Here is a 15,076-nt window from a genome sequence, read left to right as displayed (position 1 = left end):
TCGCGTTATTCGAGGTGCCCTTCAGTGCGTCCTTGAGCAGATAGACCGTAGCCAACGGCTGGTTGGCGGCGAGCAACTCCTGCAACTGCACGGCTTGGCCGTCCTTGAGGAGCAGCCAGCGGCTGCGCTTGACCACCTTGCGCGCTGGTTTGTCATCGCGCAGGAGGTTGGCCTGGTCGACGAGGATACGGTCGATCACCTCACGACCATAGCGCGCCACCACATGGAACAGGTCGTACACCACTTCGGCTTGAGGGCAGTGCCGCTTCACTTCCAGGTCGAAAGCGGTGTTCATGTCCATGGCGACCGCCTCGATGTGCTGGCAATGCTCACCGGGCCACTCGAAGAATGGGCGAATCGCCTGGCGACTGGTGCCGTGGCCGACCCACAGCACGCGTGTTCGCTCCGCATCCATGATCACCGTGGCGTAGCGATGGCGCTTGTCCAGGGAGAACTCGTCCATCCCCAGGCGCCGGACGTCGCCCGGCTCGATGCCGCCTGCCTCCGCTTCCAGGCGGAGTTTGTCGAGGGCCTTGAGGGTGTGCCAATGCAGGCCGGTGAATTTGCTGACGTGGCTCATGGGCAGTATCCGCAACAAGCCCTCGAGCCAGGCTTGCAAACGTCGAGTCAGGCGGGAAGCCGGCTCCAGCCAATGGATCCGTTCGGTAACCCGCCCACAACAACGCAGGCAGTCGACGCGACGCACGGGCAATTGAATTGGAGCAGCACCCGCTGATCCAGCAGGTCGCGGTCACGCACGTGGCGTAGACGCCGTTCGTGAATCAACGGACAGGGCTCTAGACAGCGCCCACACCGGGGCACTCGCGTGGCCTGGGGTCGAGCTCGATCAGCAGGGTATTTTCAGCTACGGGGCCAGGCTGTGTGAAAACGCGCTAAATATGTCAAAAACAGTTAGTCGCGAGGGTTGCCTGTGGACTCAGTGGGCGGAAGCGCGAATTACCTTAGGCAGCTATATAGACGTTCGTGATGCCGTTTGGGCCGCGTCAGCGGCCCAAAACGGCTACTAACGGGCGAGCCAAGCAACCGGATTCAGGCCCTGATCGCCTCCAGCAGTCCTGCGATACCGAAGATGCTCATCATTCGTTTGAGGTTGTAGGCGAGCACATGAAGACTCATCTCAGTGCTCACCCTCGGCAGGGTTTTGGTCAGGAAGTGGGTACTTCCCATCCAGTGCTTGAGCGTTCCAAAAGGGTGTTCAACGGTCTGTCGACGAACCCTCATCATCTCTGGATCATGCTCTAGTCGAACCTGCATCGCGTCGACTTGAATCGTCCCTAGTTTCGTAGACACCTCCTGGCCTCATAATACGGCCCACTAGGAGGTGCCATGAGCAATCCGCGTTATCCCGAAGAATTCAAAATCGAAGCAGTCAGGCAGGTGACCGAACGAGGTCTGCCGGTGGCTGAGGTAGCGTCTCGTTTGGGCATGTCGACCCACAGCCTGTATGCCTGGGTTAAGCGCTACAGCAAACCCGAAAAGCAACGCGTGCAAGAAGACGACCAGCAAGCTGAGCTGCGTCGTCTGCGTGCCGAACTCAAGCGCGTGACTGAAGAGCGAGACATCCTAAAAAAGGCCGCCGCGTACTTTGCCAAGGAGTGCGGCTGAAGTACGCCCTCATCAGTCAGCTATCCGCAGACTATTCCGTTCGCCGCCTTTGCCTGACCCTGAAAGTACATGCCAGCGGTTACTACGCCTGGCTGGCTGAACCGAAGTCGGCACGAGCCAAGGAAGACCAACGTCTGCTTGGCCTGATCAAGCACTCGTGGCTAGAGAGCGGTGGCGTCTACGGCTACCGCAAAATCCACGACGACCTGCGTGAGCTTGGAGAAGCATGCGGCAAGCATCGTGTTGCTCGACTGATGCGTCTGGAAGGGCTGCGCTCACAGACAGGGTATCGTCGTCGACCGGGCCGCTATGGCGGTAAGCCTCCAGCGGCCTCACCGAATCATCTGGAGCGTCGGTTCAATGTCACCGAACCCAACAAGGTATGGGTCACGGACATCACCTACATCCGTACTTATGAGGGCTGGTTGTATTTGGCGGTGGTGCTCGATCTGTTCTCGCGGCAGGTAATCGGTTGGTCAATGAAGCCGCAGATGACCAGCGACCTGGCTATTGATGCCTTACTGATGGCCGTTTGGCGCCGCAAGCCAAAGCAGGAGGTGATGATTCACTCCGACCAAGGTAGCCAATTCAGCAGCGGTGACTGGCAGAGCTTCCTGAAAGCCAATAACTTGCTTGGTAGCATGAGTCGGCGTGGTAACAGCCATGACAACGCGGTAGCGGAAAGTTTTTTCCAACTGCTGAAGCGGGAACGGATTAGGCGAAAGATCTACAGCACTAGGCAGGATGCTCGCGCTGACGTGTTCGACTACATCGAGATGTTTTACAACCCAAAACGCCGACACGGTTTCAACAACCAGCTGTCACCGGTAGAGTTTGAAAGGCAACATTTACTGAGCCTGGAAAGTGTCTAGGAAATCCGGGGCGATTCAAGCGTCACCTGCGTCCGAGTCTCACCCTCAATGAATCGCTTCATGATCGCCCTCGATACGATCTCGACGATCAGAAGGTTAGACAATCTGGGGAGTTTTTCACCAAGCCTGGGACCAATGGGTCGCTCACGACGGGCATAAATTAGCGAAGAGTTGACGATAGACACTTGATCGCGAGGTGCCTAATCTAGGCTGCGAAGTCACGACAGGGAAAAGGATATGGCAGGAGGGAACATCATTTGCGGTACGTTCCAAAGTGCCGACAAATCGGGATCAGCCTTGGAGGCAGTGTTAGATGCACTCCCATTGCAGGCTCACGAACTGGTCGAGAATGTTAAACAGCAACTCGATACAGCAGACTTTGTCCTCATAGATGTAGAACAAGCGAAAAGCTTGCTTCCATTTTTACGGGTCTACCAGGCGCAACTGATCGCTGAGATCGGGCACGATGATTGGGCTCGGGCAACGCTGGAGGAAGAGTTTTCGCTTGAAACGGTCGCTGCCAAGTGGGGATCGGGTAAGGGATGGAGACTTTACTGCGTGCGAGATCTCGTAGGTGCTTGTGAAAATGCGTTGGTAGAGATGGAATCTGTTTGCATAGCGTTCAGTTAACTGCATCCAGCCCGTTTTCACACAACCTGGGGCGAGAGGCGACGACGTCGTAGCCTGGCCAGAAAGCGGCAAGATCAATAGGATGCACGGCGACAGCAGGGTGTGGAGGTTGGGATGTTGAGCGACTGCCAATTTACCCACTCCCCTGCCTGTCAACTCGCTCTTTCCCCAGAATCCGCGAAGGACCTTAGAAAGGCCCAAACCTGGCGCAAAGCAGCTATCGGCCCATTGCTTTCACAGATAAGCTGGGGTCAAGCTTCTTAAGTCGATAGGCCATTGCCGGGCGGGTCAATCCCAGCAACCGCGCCGCCTGTGAGATATTCTGCCCACAACGGTCCATGGCCGTGCGCATTAAACCCGCTTCGAGATCTTCGAGGCTGACGCCCTGGTCGATAATTTGCCTAAACCAACTGTCACCGGACTCCTCCTCCAACCGGCCCTCGCTCGATAGCCTGTCGCCTTCGGTAGCCGTCGCCAACCCCGGGAACAGCGACTCGACATTGATGCTTTCGTTGCTCTCGGTAAGAATCACCCCGCGCTCAAGGGCGTTCTCCAGCTCGCGGATATTGCCTGGCCATTGGTAGTGGAGGCAGGCCTCCATCGCTCGATCAGACAGGCCAAGAGTCTTCTTACCGTATTCCTTATGGTGCCTTCTAAGAAAATGCTCGACCAGCAGCGGGATATCTTCCACGCGCTCGCGCAACGGCGGGATATGCACGGGAAAAACATTCAGCCGAAAGAACAGGTCTGCGCGAAAGCGCCCCATCTTGACCGCCTCTTCCAGGTTCTCGTTTGTTGCGGTGATTAACCTCACGTCGACCTTTCGCGTGCGGTCGCCGCCGACCCGCTCTAGCTCTCCTTCCTGCAATACCCGTAGCAGGGTGGCCTGGGCCCTCGGCGTCAATTCGATCACCTCATCAAGAAAGATGGTGCCGCCGTTGGCCCGTTCAAAACGTCCAGCGCGTGCATTGACCGCGCCCGTATAGGCGCCCTTATCGACACCAAACAGTTCCGACTCGATCAGATCCGGCGGAATTGCCGCACAGTTCACCGCGACGAAGGGTTGCTCTGCGCGCTCACTGCGCAAATGCACGCTGCGCGCGATTACCTCCTTGCCCACCCCAGTCTCACCCAGTAGCAGGACCGAAACCCTGCCGCGTGCAGCCTTGTCGATGGTCTCACAGATGCGCTTGTAGGCTGGCGAATGGCCAATGCCGTAATACTGCCCATCGTACTGCTTCAGGCGGTTGCGCAGGTTGGCAACCTGGGTCTGCAGCTCGTAGCGCTCGTCTACGATCGGGTCGCTTTTGAAGTAGGCTTCGAAACTGCTGACATCGCCCCACTCTTCTGCGGTCTTGCCGACGATAAGGCATTTATCGTCACCGCACCCGCGACAGCTAGTTTCCTGGAAAATGATTCTGCGGCCCATGAATGCCGAACCATAGCCGCTAGCATAGCCTAGCACCGTCCAGCAGACGGGCTCATTCATCAGGCCCAGCTCAGTTCGGCAGATATCCACTTCAAAGGAATCAATCCACTCGGCCTCCACGTTGAAACGTCCGTCCCGGATGGCGATATCCATCGTCAGCAAGCGTACTTTGACCATCCCCTTGAGCGCGTACAATTGAGGCCCAGCCAGGAACACCTCCTCCTCGCGCATGGCCGGCCGCAGCTTGCGTGCCAGCTCGGCATCCATCAGGCCGGACTGATAGCCCAACCGCAGGAAGAAACCCTTGGCCCGCTCGATGCCGATCAAGCTGATAATTTCGCGGCGGAAGCTGGCCAGCGTAGATAGCTGCATTAGCAGCATGCGCTGCTCTCCCAGCCAGATCTTGCCTTCGGCGGCAACGAAACGGATCTGGCTGATAAGGTCTTGCATATCCTCATGCTGCATCTTGGGTTTGTATATAAGCGACATTGTTTTTCTCTTGTTTTTATCGGGATGATCCGCCCCGCAGCACATCAGTGGCTCACTGCGGTCATGACTACCTTGCAACGTCAAGGCCTGTGCTTGCCGGCTTGCCGGCTCAGCATTCCATTTGCCACTTTAGCATTTGCTTAGGTGGTCCTGAAAAATTAACCAATTGATTAACTGAAATCCACCTCAACGCCGATCCCTTTATCCGCCAATTCGTCGCCGTATGCCCCGACAGCACGAACTGAATGTTTTCTGGTGTTCTCGCTTCTTAAAAAGAACGTTTTCGTTCTGCTTGGCATTATTTTTGCTTGGCAAAGTGGTCACTGATTGCAAAAAGGATGGCGCAACGTGGCAATGGGGGTAACCCGTATACGCATCACGTCGAGATGCATTTTCATCGACCTGGCGCCTTTCTTCATCACACCAAGCAGCCCACATTAAAATAAGAGAACCGTGAGCTATGGATTTTCGCTTATTGAACGAGAAAAGTCAGATCTTCGTCCATGCCGAGCCCTATGCAGTCTCCGACTATGTTAACCAGTATGTCGGTACGCACTCTATTCGCCTGCCCAAGGGCGGGCGCCCGGCAGGCAGGCTGCACCACAGAATCTTCGGAGGCCTCGACCTGTGTCGAATCAGCTACGGCGGTAGCGTGAGGGTGATCTCGCCTGGATTGGAGACCTGTTATCATCTGCAAATAATACTCAAAGGCCATTGCCTGTGGCGTGACCATGGCCAGGAGCACTATTTTGCGCCGGGCGAACTATTGCTGCTCAATCCGGATGACCAAGCCGACCTGACCTATTCAGAAGATTGCGAGAAATTTATCGTTAAATTGCCCTCAGTGGTCCTTGATCGGGCATGCAGTGACAACAATTGGCACAAGCCGAGGGAGGGTATCCGTTTCGCCGCGCGACACAATCTCCAGCAACTCGATGGCTTTATCAATCTACTCGGGTTAGTTTGTGACGAAGCGGAACATACAAAGTCGATGCCTCGGGTCCAAGAGCACTATGCGGGGATCATCGCTTCCAAGCTGCTCGAAATGCTGGGCAGCAATGTCAGCCGTGAAATTTTCAGCAAAGGTAACCCGTCTTTCGAGCGAGTCGTTCAATTCATTGAGGAGAATCTCAAACGGAATATCAGCCTTGAGCGGTTAGCGGAGCTGGCGATGATGAGTCCACGCTCGCTCTACAATTTGTTCGAGAAGCATGCCGGCACCACGCCGAAGAACTACATACGCAACCGCAAGCTCGAAAGCATCCGCGCCTGCTTGAACGATCCCAGTGCCAATGTGCGTAGTATAACTGAGATAGCCCTAGACTACGGCTTCTTACATTTGGGACGCTTCGCTGAAAACTATAGGAGCGCGTTCGGCGAGTTGCCTTCCGACACCCTGCGTCAATGCAAAAAGGAAGTGGCTTGATTACGAACGTAGCCGAAGAAGGGATGGGTTGGCATCGCCCCGGCTTTCTTAGACACTCTCCAAGCTCTGAAATAGCGTTTTACAAACTCCACTGGCTATAGTGCCGGCGTTTGCCCGCGCTCTCCGTGGCCGCGTCCCAATGCAGGTCGGGTTCCTCGACCCGAAGTGCCCTTGGGCATCTCCACTTCAGCGTCTGACCTTGCTGGCCAGTTCGCCGCCGATGCCGAAGTGGCCCTTGGCCATCTCCGTGATAATCACTCGCACGCTGGTCAGCGGCGCATCCAGGGAGCGCGAGATGGCCTCGCTGACTTCCCGAATGAGGGTTTCCTTCTGCTCGTCGCTGCGGCCTTCAAGGATGTGGATCTGGGCAATAGGCATGGTGTGCCTCCTGAAGAAGAGGCCGCCCGGGCAGGGCGGCCGGATGGCTCAGACGAAGCGCGCGGAGACGCTGCCAAGCCCCTGGTAGCGCACGGTGATGTTGTCGCCCGGCGCTACTGCGACGGCGGCGGTGATGCCGCCGGTCATGATGAAGGTGCCGGCCGGTATGTGCTCGCCGCGCTCGGCCAGCAGGTTGGCGAGCATCGCCACGCTGGACAGCGGATGGCCGAGCACCGCGGCACCGGCACCGAGTTCCACCACCTCGCCGTTCTTCTCCATCACCACGCCAAGGGTGCGCAGGTCGACATCCTCGAGATTGGCCATGCGGCCTCCAGTGATATAGCGGGTCGACGAGGCGTTGTCGGCCACCACGCTGATCAGGTCGAACTTGAAGTTCTCATAGCGCGAGTCGATTACCTCGACGGTGGGGATCACGTAGTCGACCGCGGCGATCACGTCGCCGATATGGCAACCAGGCCCGACCAGCGGTGCCTTGGTGACCACCGCGATTTCCGCCTCGATCTTCGGATGGATCAGCTTGGAGCAATCCACCACGCCACCGTCGGGCACGCTGAAGTAGTCGGCGAGAAAGCCGTAGATCGGCGTCTCCACGCCCATCTGTGCCATCTTCGCCCAGGAGGTCAGGCCCATCTTCAGGCCGACGATCTTGTTGCCGCGCTCCTCCTTGCGGCGGCGGATTTCCCACTGGATGTCGTAGGCATCGGCAAAGGTCATCTCCGGATAATCATTGGTGACCTTGTGGATGTCATGGGCCTGCAGTTCGGCGTTCTCGATGTGCTCGGCCAGTGCCAGCACCTGCTCGCGGTTGAGGGTACGATTCATGCCTGTTGCTCCTTGCGGGCTGCCAGCAGATCGAGGGCGACGTCGACGATCATGTCTTCCTGGCCACCGACCATCCGGCGCCTGCCCAGTTCTACGAGGATGTCCAGGGTCTTCAGCCCATACTTCGCGGCTGCCACCTCGGCGTGGCGCAGGAAGCTGGAGTAGACCCCGGCATAACCCAGGCCGAGGGTTTCGCGATCAACTCTCACCGGACGGTCCTGCAACGGCCTGACGATATCGTCGGCGGCGTCCATCAGCGTGTAGAGATCGGTGCCATGGTTCCAGCCGAGGCGCTCCGCGGCGGCGATGAACACCTCCAGCGGCGCGTTGCCGGCGCCAGCGCCCATTCCAGCCAGCGAGGCGTCGATGCGGTCGCAGCCCTCTTCCACCGCGATGATGGAATTGGCCACGCCGAGGCTGAGGTTGTGGTGCGCATGCATGCCGGTCTGGGTCTGCGGATTCAGCACCGCCTTGAAAGCGCGCATGCGGTCGCGGATGTCGTTCATGTTCATCGCGCCACCGGAATCGGCCATGTAGATGCACTGTGCGCCGTAGGTCTCCATCAACTTGCCTTGCGCTGCCAGTTGCTCAGCCGGAATCATGTGGCTCATCATTAGAAAGCCGACGGTGTCCATGCCCAGTTCACGGGCATACTCAATGTGCTGTCGCGAGACATCCGCCTCGGTGCAGTGTGTGGCCACGCGCACCGAGCGGGCGCCGGCGTCATAGGCGGCTTTCAGGTCATGCACGGTGCCGATTCCGGGTACCAGCAGCACTGTGACCCGGGCGTGCTGGATCACATCGGCGGCGGCCTCGATCCACTCCAGGTCGCTGTGCGCACCGAAACCGTAATTGAAGCTGGAGCCCTGCAGGCCATCACCGTGGGTCACTTCGATGGAGTCGACACGGGCCTTGTCCAGCGCGCGGGCGATGTCCTGAACATTCTGGATCGAGTACTGGTGACGAATCGCATGGCTGCCGTCGCGCAGGGTTACGTCGGAGATATAGAGTTTCTTGCCGGGGTTGAAGGTCATGGTTCGGTCCTCAGGCGTTCAGCAGCGACTGCGCCATGCGTTCGGCGGTAGCCAGCGCGGCGGAGGTCATGATGTCGAGGTTGCCGGCGTAGGCCGGCAAATAGTGGGCGGCACCTTCGACTTCGAGGTAGATCGAGGTCTTCAAACCGCTGAATGTGCCGAGGCCTGGGATATGCAGCGGCGCGGATTCGGGAATCACGTCGAACTGCACCTTCTGCTTGAGACGATAGCCCGGCACGTAGGCCTGCACGGCGCTGGTCATCTCCTCTACGCTGGCCTCGACCTGTGCCTGGTCGACGGTTTCGGACAGTACAAACACCGTGTCACGCATGATCAGCGGCGGCTCGGCCGGGTTCATGACGATGATCGCCTTGCCCTTGGCGGCGCCGCCAATCACTTCGATGGCCTTGCTGGTGGTCTCGGTGAACTCGTCGATATTGGCGCGAGTGCCGGGACCAGCCGATTTCGACGCGATCGAGGCGACGATTTCGGCATAATGCACCTTGGCCACACGCGAGACCGCGGCGACCATAGGGATGGTGGCCTGGCCACCGCAGGTGACCATGTTGACGTTGAGTTTGGCGAGGTGCTCTTCCAGATTCACTACCGGTACGCAGTAGGGGCCGATGGCCGCCGGGGTCAGGTCGATCAGGCGGATGCCGGGTTTAGCACGACGCAGCAAGGCATCGTTCTGCACATGGGCGGAGGCGCTAGTGGCATCGAAGACAAAATCGATGTCGGCGAATTCCGGCAGGTTGATCAACCCTTCGACGCCTTCATGGGTGGTCGCCACGCCCATGCGCTGAGCACGGGCCAAGCCATCGGAGGCCGGGTCGATACCCACCATGGCCCCCATTTCCAAGTACTGTGCGTTGCGCATCACCTTGATCATCAGGTCTGTGCCGATATTGCCCGGGCCGATAATGGCGGCTTTCAGTTTCTTGCTCATCAGGCTGTCCTCGATCAGATGAAGCGCACGGAGGCGCTGCCGATGCCGCCGATCTCGACGCGCATGAAATCACCGGCCTTGACCGGTTCCAGCGGAACCAGCGAGCCGGACAGGATCACTTCGCCGGCCTTGAGGCCAATGCCGAAGTGGCCGAGGGTGTTGGCCAACCAGGCGACGCAATTGACCGGCGAGCCGAGCGCAGCCGCTCCAGCGCCGGTGGAGAGCAGCTGGCCGTTCTTCTCGACCAGCATGCCGCAGGTGACCAGATCGACCTGGCGCGGTGAGACGGCCTGGTCGCCGAGCACGAACAGCCCGCAGGAGGCGTTGTCCGCGACGGTGTCCTGGATCTTGATCTTCCAGTCCTGGATGCGCGAATCGACCACTTCGAAGCAGGGGATCACGCATTCGGTGGCGGCCAGCACGTCGGCATTGGTCACGCCCGGCCCCATCAGGTCCTTCTTGAGGATGAAGGCGATCTCGCCCTCGGCGCGCGGCTGGATCAGCTTCTCGCTGATCGGCATGGCTTCGCCGCTGTTGTAGACCATGGCATCGGTGAGGTAGCCGAAGTCCGGCTGGTGCACGCCGAGCATGTTCTGCACGGCCTTGCTGGTGACGCCGATCTTCTTGCCGATCACCCGCTCGCCGGCGGCCAGGCGCCGTTCCAGCATGCGCAGGGAAATGTGGTAGGCGTCCTCGACGCTGATGTCGAAGCCGCGGCTGGTCAGCGGCGTGACGGTCTCGCGCTGGACCATCGCCTGGTAGAGCTCGTCGCCGAGCTGCTGGATCAATTCTGGATTCATGGCTGTGTTTCCTCTTGAGCCGCACGGTCCGCCTCGGCGAGGAAATCCTCGACCTGACGGGCAAAGCGGCTGGCGTGTTCGATCTGGGTCCAGTGGCCGCACTGGCCAAAGACGTGTAGCTGGGCGTTGGGAATCCACTGCGCGAGGGTCAGCGAAGCCTGCAGCGGGATGATCCGATCCTCGCGGCCATGGATGACCAGGGTTTCGTTGGGCAGGGCGCGGATATCGGTCTCGTTGCTGGCCAGATCGTCGACTCCGTTCTGCCGTGGCGGCGGGAACATCGCGGCGAACGACTCCTGAAAGCCGGGGCGGATGCTGGCCTGGTAGCGCAGCTCGGCCAGCTCGTCGTTGACCAGGGTGCGGTCGTGGGCGAACAGATCGAGCAGCCTGCGCATGTTGGCCAGCGACGGCGTGTAGCCCCAGGCTGTTTCCAGTCCTGCGGTGATGGGGAAAGACACACCGACGCTGCCCATCAGCACCAGCCGGCGCACACGCTCGGGGTGACGGATGGCCAGTGCCAGTGCCAGCCCGCCGCCGAACGAGTTGCCGACGATGTCGGCCTGCTGGATGCCGAGGGCGTCGAGCACGCCGATGGCATGCTCGACCCAGCGCGCCTGGCTGTACTTGCCATCGGCCGGACGTTCGCTGTAGCCGAAGCCGAGCATGTCCGGGGCGATCACCCGGCGCGTCTGCGCCAGCTGCGGAATGATCCCGCGCCAGTTGGCCCAGGCGGTGACGCCGGGGCCGGAGCCGTGGATCAGCAGAGCCGGGAAGCCTTCGCCCTGATCATGCAGGTTGGTGCGGTAGCCGGCGGCGAGGATTTCGCGACCGATTTCAGGGCTTTGCTGCGGTGCGTTCATGACCAGGTCCTCAAAGTTTCACACAGATGTTTTTCAGCTCGGTGTAGAACTCCAGCGAGTGCACACCCCCTTCGCGCCCGATGCCCGACTGCTTGCTGCCGCCGAAGGCGGTGCGCAGGTCGCGCAGGAACCAGCTGTTGACCCAGACGATGCCGGCCTCAATCTGCCCGGCGACGCGGTGGGCGCGCGAAGCGTTCTCGGTCCAGATCGCCGAGGCCAGGCCGTAAGGCAGGCTGTTGGCCAGTTCAATGGCTTCCTCCTCGCTGTCGAACGGGCGGATATGGCAGCAGGGGCCGAAGATTTCCTCGGTGACCACCGCCGAATCGTCGGCCAGGCCGGTCCAGATAGTCGGCTGCACCCAGGCGCCGCCGGCCAGGTGCGCCGGCATCTCCGGCACGCCGCCGCCGGTGACAACGGTGGCGCCGTCGTCGACTGCCTGCTGGTAGTAACTGAGGACTTTTTCACGGTGCTTATGGCTGATCAGCGGGCCGAAATTGGCCTCTGGATCGTTCGGTTCGCCGATCTTCAACGCTTCGGCGCCGGCCTTCAGGCGGGCGACGAACGCGTCGAAGATCGGCCGCTCGACATACACCCGCTCGGTGCCCAGGCAGACCTGGCCGCAGTTGGCGAAGGCCGAGCGCAGGGTGCCCTCGATGGCCTTGTCCATATCGCAGTCGGCGAAGACGATGCCGGCGTTCTTGCCGCCCAGCTCCAGCGACACCTGGCGCACGCCCTTGGCCGCGGCGCGCATGATGGTTTCGCCGGTGCCGGTCTCGCCGGTGAAGGTGTAGGCGTCGACGTCCGGGTGCTCGGTGAGGAAGGCCCCGGCCGAATCGCCGCCGAAACCGTGCACCACGTTGTACACGCCGGCCGGCACACCGGCGGCCTGCATCACCTCGCCGAGCAGGGTGGCGGTCAGCGGGGTTTCCTCGGATGGTTTGACCACCACGCAGTTGCCGCAGGCCAGGGCCGGGCCGACTTTCCAGGTCATCAGCAGCAGCGGCAGGTTCCACGGGCTGATCACCCCGATCACCCCCTTGGGCCGGCGCACGCCGTAGTTGAGTGCACCGGCGCCGTCCGGGGTGGCCATCTCGAAGGCTTCATTGGCAACATTCTTGAGCAGGTCGGCGAACACCTTGAAATTGGCCGCGCCGCGCGGAATGTCGATGTGGCTGGCCAGCGACTTCGGCTTGCCGGTGTCCAGGCATTCGGCCTCGAGAAACTCGCCGAAGCGCGCCGTGATGCCATCGGCCACGCGATGCAGAATCTCAGCGCGCTCGGCCACCGTCATCATCCCCCAGGGTCCCTTCAGCGCAGCGCGTGCCGCCCTGACCGCGGCGTCGACCTCGGCGCGGCCGGCCTCGTGGACGCGGCCGATCACCTGGCCGTTGGCCGGGCTGACATTGTCGAACAGCTTGCCGCTGGCCGAACCGACGAAGGCACCGCTAATGAAATGCTTGATTTCTTTCATCTGCGCAATCTCTGCAATAAGTCGTACCGGACCATCAGGTCAGCACGGTCATGAATCGTTCGTTGAGAATGCGGTCGTGGTAAAAGATCGCCTTGCCCAGCTGGTCGGTGGTCCAGGTCACCGGTTTGTGGTCCGGGTAGTTGTAATCTCCCCCGCAGAACACTTCGTTGCGGTTACCGGACGGGTCGAAGAAGTAGATGGTCTTGCCGTGAGTGAGGCCGTGGCGGGTTGGGCCGATATCGATAGATGTGTCGGTCATGGAGATCAGGTCGGCGGCGCGAAGCAAGTCTTCCCAGGTTTCGAGGTGGAAGGACACATGATGGAGGCGGCCTTTTTCCGGATGGTGAATGAAGGCCACGTCGTGGGCCTTGGTCGACAGACTGAGAAACTGGGCGACGCGCGTGCCATTTTCGTCCAGCACCTGTTCGGCCAGATAGAAGCCGAGTACCTTGGTGAACAGGTCATAGGTCGCCGGCAATTCGTCGCCATACATGAGGGCGTGGTCGAAACGCACAGCCGCCATACCTTTCAGATCGCGCGGCCATGCCTCGGGATTGACGTCATTCAAACCCCACTTTCCAGTATATTCCTTGTCTGCATACAACTCGAAGTGATGCCCGGAGGGGGCCTGGAAGCGCACGCGCCGGCCACAACTGTTCAGTTCACCTGCGGGTAGCTGCTCAACGGCACAGCCATATGCCATCAGATCCCGCTCCAGTTGCCGGAGAGCATCCTCATCCACAACCTTGAAACCCATAAAATCCATGCCCGGCTCGTCAGCCTCGCGTAGCACCAGGGAAAACTTATCCACTTCGGTCCAAGCCTTCAGATAGACACGGCCCTGGTCGTCACGGTCCATCTCGATCAGGCCCAGCAACTCGACGTAGTGTTCCAGGGCCTTGCTCATGTCCAGTACACGCAGCTGCACATGGCCCGGTCGCATTACACCTTTGTTCATGACGTCACCTCTTCATAGTTCTTGTTGTCAGGTTTGTTTCCGCCAACGTGGCGAAAGTACTCGATGGTCAAGTCGGTTTGCGGAAACACTTGACAGGCCAGGGCCAGGCCTTCGGCGGCGGCCTTGGCCGGCACGTGACCGCGGCTCATGCGTCCGCTCCGGTAGGCTCCGCTGAGCACCCGCACTCTACAAAGGCCGCAACCGCCACCGCGACAGCCCACCGGTATGCAGCGCTTGCCCTGGGCTTCCATGGCGCGCAGTACCGACTGGCCCTCCGCACAGCGGAATGACTGGCCGCTTAGCACTTCGAACACCTCGTAGCCGGCACTGTTCATATTCATCCCAGATACACTAAACATGACGGAAGTATCCCCCAACAGCTCTGGGTGATGCCGCCATAACCCCGAAAATGAGCCTCAGGGGTCTTATGTACGTTGCTTCTTCGCATGTCGATTTCTCTTCTTAACCAGACATAAGGGTCAGCCGAGGTCTCCCCCTGCCACCGGAAGAGTTATACCGGTGATGTAGGAGGCGGCGTCAGAAGCAAGGAACAGAATTGGCTCGACCTGCTCGTCAATGCTTCCGTAGCGTTTCATAAGGCTGCTGTCGAGGGACTGGTCGACGATCTGCTGGTACCAGACCTTCTCCTGCTCACTCGGCTCGGCGCTATTGCGCGGAATCCGCCGTGGCGGCGCCTCGGTGCCACCCGGTGCGGTGGCGTTGACGCGGATGCCGCGCTCGGCGGTTTCAAAGGCCAGACAGGCGGTAAGGGCGTTAACGCCACCCTTCGCCGCGCCGTAAGGCACGCGATGGATCCCGCGCGTGGCAACGGAGGAAACATTTACGATGGCGCCACTGCCCTGCTCGAGCATTAGCGGCAGCGCGGCGTGGCAGCACCATAGGGTAGGGAACAGTGAACGCCGCACTTCGGCCTCGATCTCGTGTTCCTGGTAATGCTCGAATGGCTTAGCCCAAATGGTGCCGCCAACGTTGTTGATCAGAATGTCCAGACGACCGAAGCGTTCGAGCGCCGCCGCCATCACCCGTTGGCACTCGGCGAACTGCTCAAGGTCGGCGGTCAGGGTCAGCACCTCAGCGACTCCGACCAGTTCGTCGGCCAGCTCATGTATTAGCTCGGAACGGTCGACCAGCAGCAGCCGACCGCCTTCGGCCGCCATCCGTTCGGCCACGCGGCGACCGATGCCCTGGGCGGCGCCGGTGATAACGGCAACCTTGCCCTGGAAACGTTTGTTCATGAACCACCTCGGTTGTGTAGCCCGGATGCAATTTGGGAAAGTTCGCAGAGAACCT

The 15,076-nt window shown here is 60.1% G+C and carries 14 protein-coding genes and 2 pseudogenes; 3 read left to right on the top strand and 13 right to left on the bottom strand.

The window, feature by feature from the left end; translation table 11 throughout:
* Positions 1–837 (bottom strand): annotated as a pseudogene (locus YA0848_RS08925) (ISL3 family transposase); the annotation flags it as partial.
* A 213-nt stretch (positions 838–1,050) separates the two neighbouring features.
* A pseudogene (locus tag YA0848_RS08920) lies at positions 1,051–1,284 on the bottom strand (transposase); the annotation flags it as partial.
* A gap of 63 nt (positions 1,285–1,347) precedes the next feature.
* Between YA0848_RS08920 and YA0848_RS08915 the strand changes: the two are divergent.
* Positions 1,348–2,498, top strand: a protein-coding gene (locus tag YA0848_RS08915; protein ID WP_134637449.1) for an IS3 family transposase whose coding sequence is annotated in 2 segments (ribosomal slippage) — positions 1,348–1,591 and positions 1,591–2,498 — 1,152 coding nt in all. Because the reading frame shifts where the segments join, the coding sequence is not laid out codon by codon here.
* A gap of 237 nt (positions 2,499–2,735) precedes the next feature.
* Entirely contained in the window at positions 2,736–3,128 is a 393-nt protein-coding gene (locus tag YA0848_RS08910; protein WP_011005898.1) for a hypothetical protein, read from the top strand.
* A gap of 217 nt (positions 3,129–3,345) precedes the next feature.
* On the opposite strand, the gene YA0848_RS08905 is transcribed toward YA0848_RS08910, so the two are convergent.
* Positions 3,346–5,046, bottom strand: a complete 1,701-nt coding sequence (locus tag YA0848_RS08905; protein WP_198731262.1) for a sigma 54-interacting transcriptional regulator — start codon at positions 5,044–5,046, stop codon at positions 3,346–3,348.
* A 460-nt stretch (positions 5,047–5,506) separates the two neighbouring features.
* On the opposite strand from YA0848_RS08905, the gene xylS reads away from it, so the two are divergent.
* Entirely contained in the window at positions 5,507–6,472 is a 966-nt protein-coding gene (gene xylS, locus YA0848_RS08900; protein WP_198731260.1) for a XylDLEGF operon transcriptional activator XylS, read from the top strand.
* 186 nt (positions 6,473–6,658) lie between these two features.
* Here the strand turns inward: xylS and YA0848_RS08895 are convergent, their stop codons facing one another.
* From YA0848_RS08895 to YA0848_RS08850, 10 genes are all read right to left on the bottom strand, one after another.
* Positions 6,659–6,850 (bottom strand): 2-hydroxymuconate tautomerase, encoded by a 192-nt coding sequence (locus tag YA0848_RS08895; protein ID WP_011005902.1) that lies wholly within the window; start codon positions 6,848–6,850, stop codon positions 6,659–6,661.
* Between the two features lie 48 nt (positions 6,851–6,898).
* Positions 6,899–7,693 (bottom strand): 2-oxo-3-hexenedioate decarboxylase, encoded by a 795-nt coding sequence (gene dmpH / locus YA0848_RS08890; protein WP_095159415.1) that lies wholly within the window; start codon positions 7,691–7,693, stop codon positions 6,899–6,901.
* Positions 7,690–8,727 (bottom strand): 4-hydroxy-2-oxovalerate aldolase, encoded by a 1,038-nt coding sequence (dmpG, locus tag YA0848_RS08885; protein WP_011005904.1) that lies wholly within the window; start codon positions 8,725–8,727, stop codon positions 7,690–7,692. The genes dmpH and dmpG overlap by 4 nt, the downstream gene beginning before the upstream one ends.
* 10 nt (positions 8,728–8,737) lie before the next feature.
* A complete protein-coding gene (locus YA0848_RS08880) occupies positions 8,738–9,676 on the bottom strand; it encodes an acetaldehyde dehydrogenase (acetylating) (protein ID WP_198731259.1) in 939 nt (312 codons plus the stop codon).
* A gap of 14 nt (positions 9,677–9,690) precedes the next feature.
* Entirely contained in the window at positions 9,691–10,476 is a 786-nt protein-coding gene (gene dmpE, locus YA0848_RS08875; RefSeq protein ID WP_198731258.1) for a 2-oxopent-4-enoate hydratase, read from the bottom strand.
* Positions 10,473–11,336 carry an alpha/beta fold hydrolase gene (locus YA0848_RS08870; protein WP_198731257.1) on the bottom strand — a complete coding sequence of 288 codons (864 nt, stop codon included), beginning with the start codon at positions 11,334–11,336 and terminating at the stop codon, positions 10,473–10,475. Before YA0848_RS08870 ends, dmpE begins: the two co-directional genes overlap by 4 nt.
* 10 nt (positions 11,337–11,346) lie before the next feature.
* A complete protein-coding gene (locus YA0848_RS08865; RefSeq protein ID WP_134637448.1) occupies positions 11,347–12,807 on the bottom strand; it encodes a 2-hydroxymuconic semialdehyde dehydrogenase in 1,461 nt (486 codons plus the stop codon).
* Between the two features lie 34 nt (positions 12,808–12,841).
* Positions 12,842–13,765, bottom strand: coding sequence for a catechol 2,3-dioxygenase (locus YA0848_RS08860; RefSeq protein ID WP_011005909.1), 924 nt, complete (start codon positions 13,763–13,765; stop codon positions 12,842–12,844).
* Positions 13,762–14,100, bottom strand: a complete 339-nt coding sequence (locus YA0848_RS08855) for a 2Fe-2S iron-sulfur cluster binding domain-containing protein (RefSeq protein ID WP_045633698.1) — start codon at positions 14,098–14,100, stop codon at positions 13,762–13,764. Before YA0848_RS08855 ends, YA0848_RS08860 begins: the two co-directional genes overlap by 4 nt.
* Before the next feature lie 144 nt (positions 14,101–14,244).
* Positions 14,245–15,021, bottom strand: a complete 777-nt coding sequence (locus YA0848_RS08850) for a 1,6-dihydroxycyclohexa-2,4-diene-1-carboxylate dehydrogenase (RefSeq protein WP_115759298.1) — start codon at positions 15,019–15,021, stop codon at positions 14,245–14,247.
* Positions 15,022–15,076: the final 55 nt, after the last annotated feature.

The sequence above is a fragment of the Pseudomonas sp. S4_EA_1b genome (assembly GCF_016307435.1).
Lineage (GTDB): Bacteria > Pseudomonadota > Gammaproteobacteria > Pseudomonadales > Pseudomonadaceae > Aquipseudomonas > Aquipseudomonas rhodesiae.
This window is presented reverse-complemented; position numbering and strand designations above follow the sequence as displayed.

Excerpts from the sequence above, each read along its gene's own strand:
- YA0848_RS08910 (WP_011005898.1), top strand. The coding sequence starts at position 2,736 with ATGGCAGGAGGGAACATCATTTGCGGTACGTTCCAAAGTGCCGACAAA.
- YA0848_RS08905 (WP_198731262.1), bottom strand. The coding sequence starts at position 5,046 with ATGTCGCTTATATACAAACCCAAGATGCAGCATGAGGATATGCAAGAC.
- xylS (WP_198731260.1), top strand. The coding sequence starts at position 5,507 with ATGGATTTTCGCTTATTGAACGAGAAAAGTCAGATCTTCGTCCATGCC.
- YA0848_RS08895 (WP_011005902.1), bottom strand. The coding sequence starts at position 6,850 with ATGCCTATTGCCCAGATCCACATCCTTGAAGGCCGCAGCGACGAGCAG.
- dmpH (WP_095159415.1), bottom strand. The coding sequence starts at position 7,693 with ATGAATCGTACCCTCAACCGCGAGCAGGTGCTGGCACTGGCCGAGCAC.
- dmpG (WP_011005904.1), bottom strand. The coding sequence starts at position 8,727 with ATGACCTTCAACCCCGGCAAGAAACTCTATATCTCCGACGTAACCCTG.
- YA0848_RS08880 (WP_198731259.1), bottom strand. The coding sequence starts at position 9,676 with ATGAGCAAGAAACTGAAAGCCGCCATTATCGGCCCGGGCAATATCGGC.
- dmpE (WP_198731258.1), bottom strand. The coding sequence starts at position 10,476 with ATGAATCCAGAATTGATCCAGCAGCTCGGCGACGAGCTCTACCAGGCG.
- YA0848_RS08870 (WP_198731257.1), bottom strand. The coding sequence starts at position 11,336 with ATGAACGCACCGCAGCAAAGCCCTGAAATCGGTCGCGAAATCCTCGCC.
- YA0848_RS08865 (WP_134637448.1), bottom strand. The coding sequence starts at position 12,807 with ATGAAAGAAATCAAGCATTTCATTAGCGGTGCCTTCGTCGGTTCGGCC.
- YA0848_RS08860 (WP_011005909.1), bottom strand. The coding sequence starts at position 13,765 with ATGAACAAAGGTGTAATGCGACCGGGCCATGTGCAGCTGCGTGTACTG.
- YA0848_RS08855 (WP_045633698.1), bottom strand. The coding sequence starts at position 14,100 with ATGAACAGTGCCGGCTACGAGGTGTTCGAAGTGCTAAGCGGCCAGTCA.
- YA0848_RS08850 (WP_115759298.1), bottom strand. The coding sequence starts at position 15,021 with ATGAACAAACGTTTCCAGGGCAAGGTTGCCGTTATCACCGGCGCCGCC.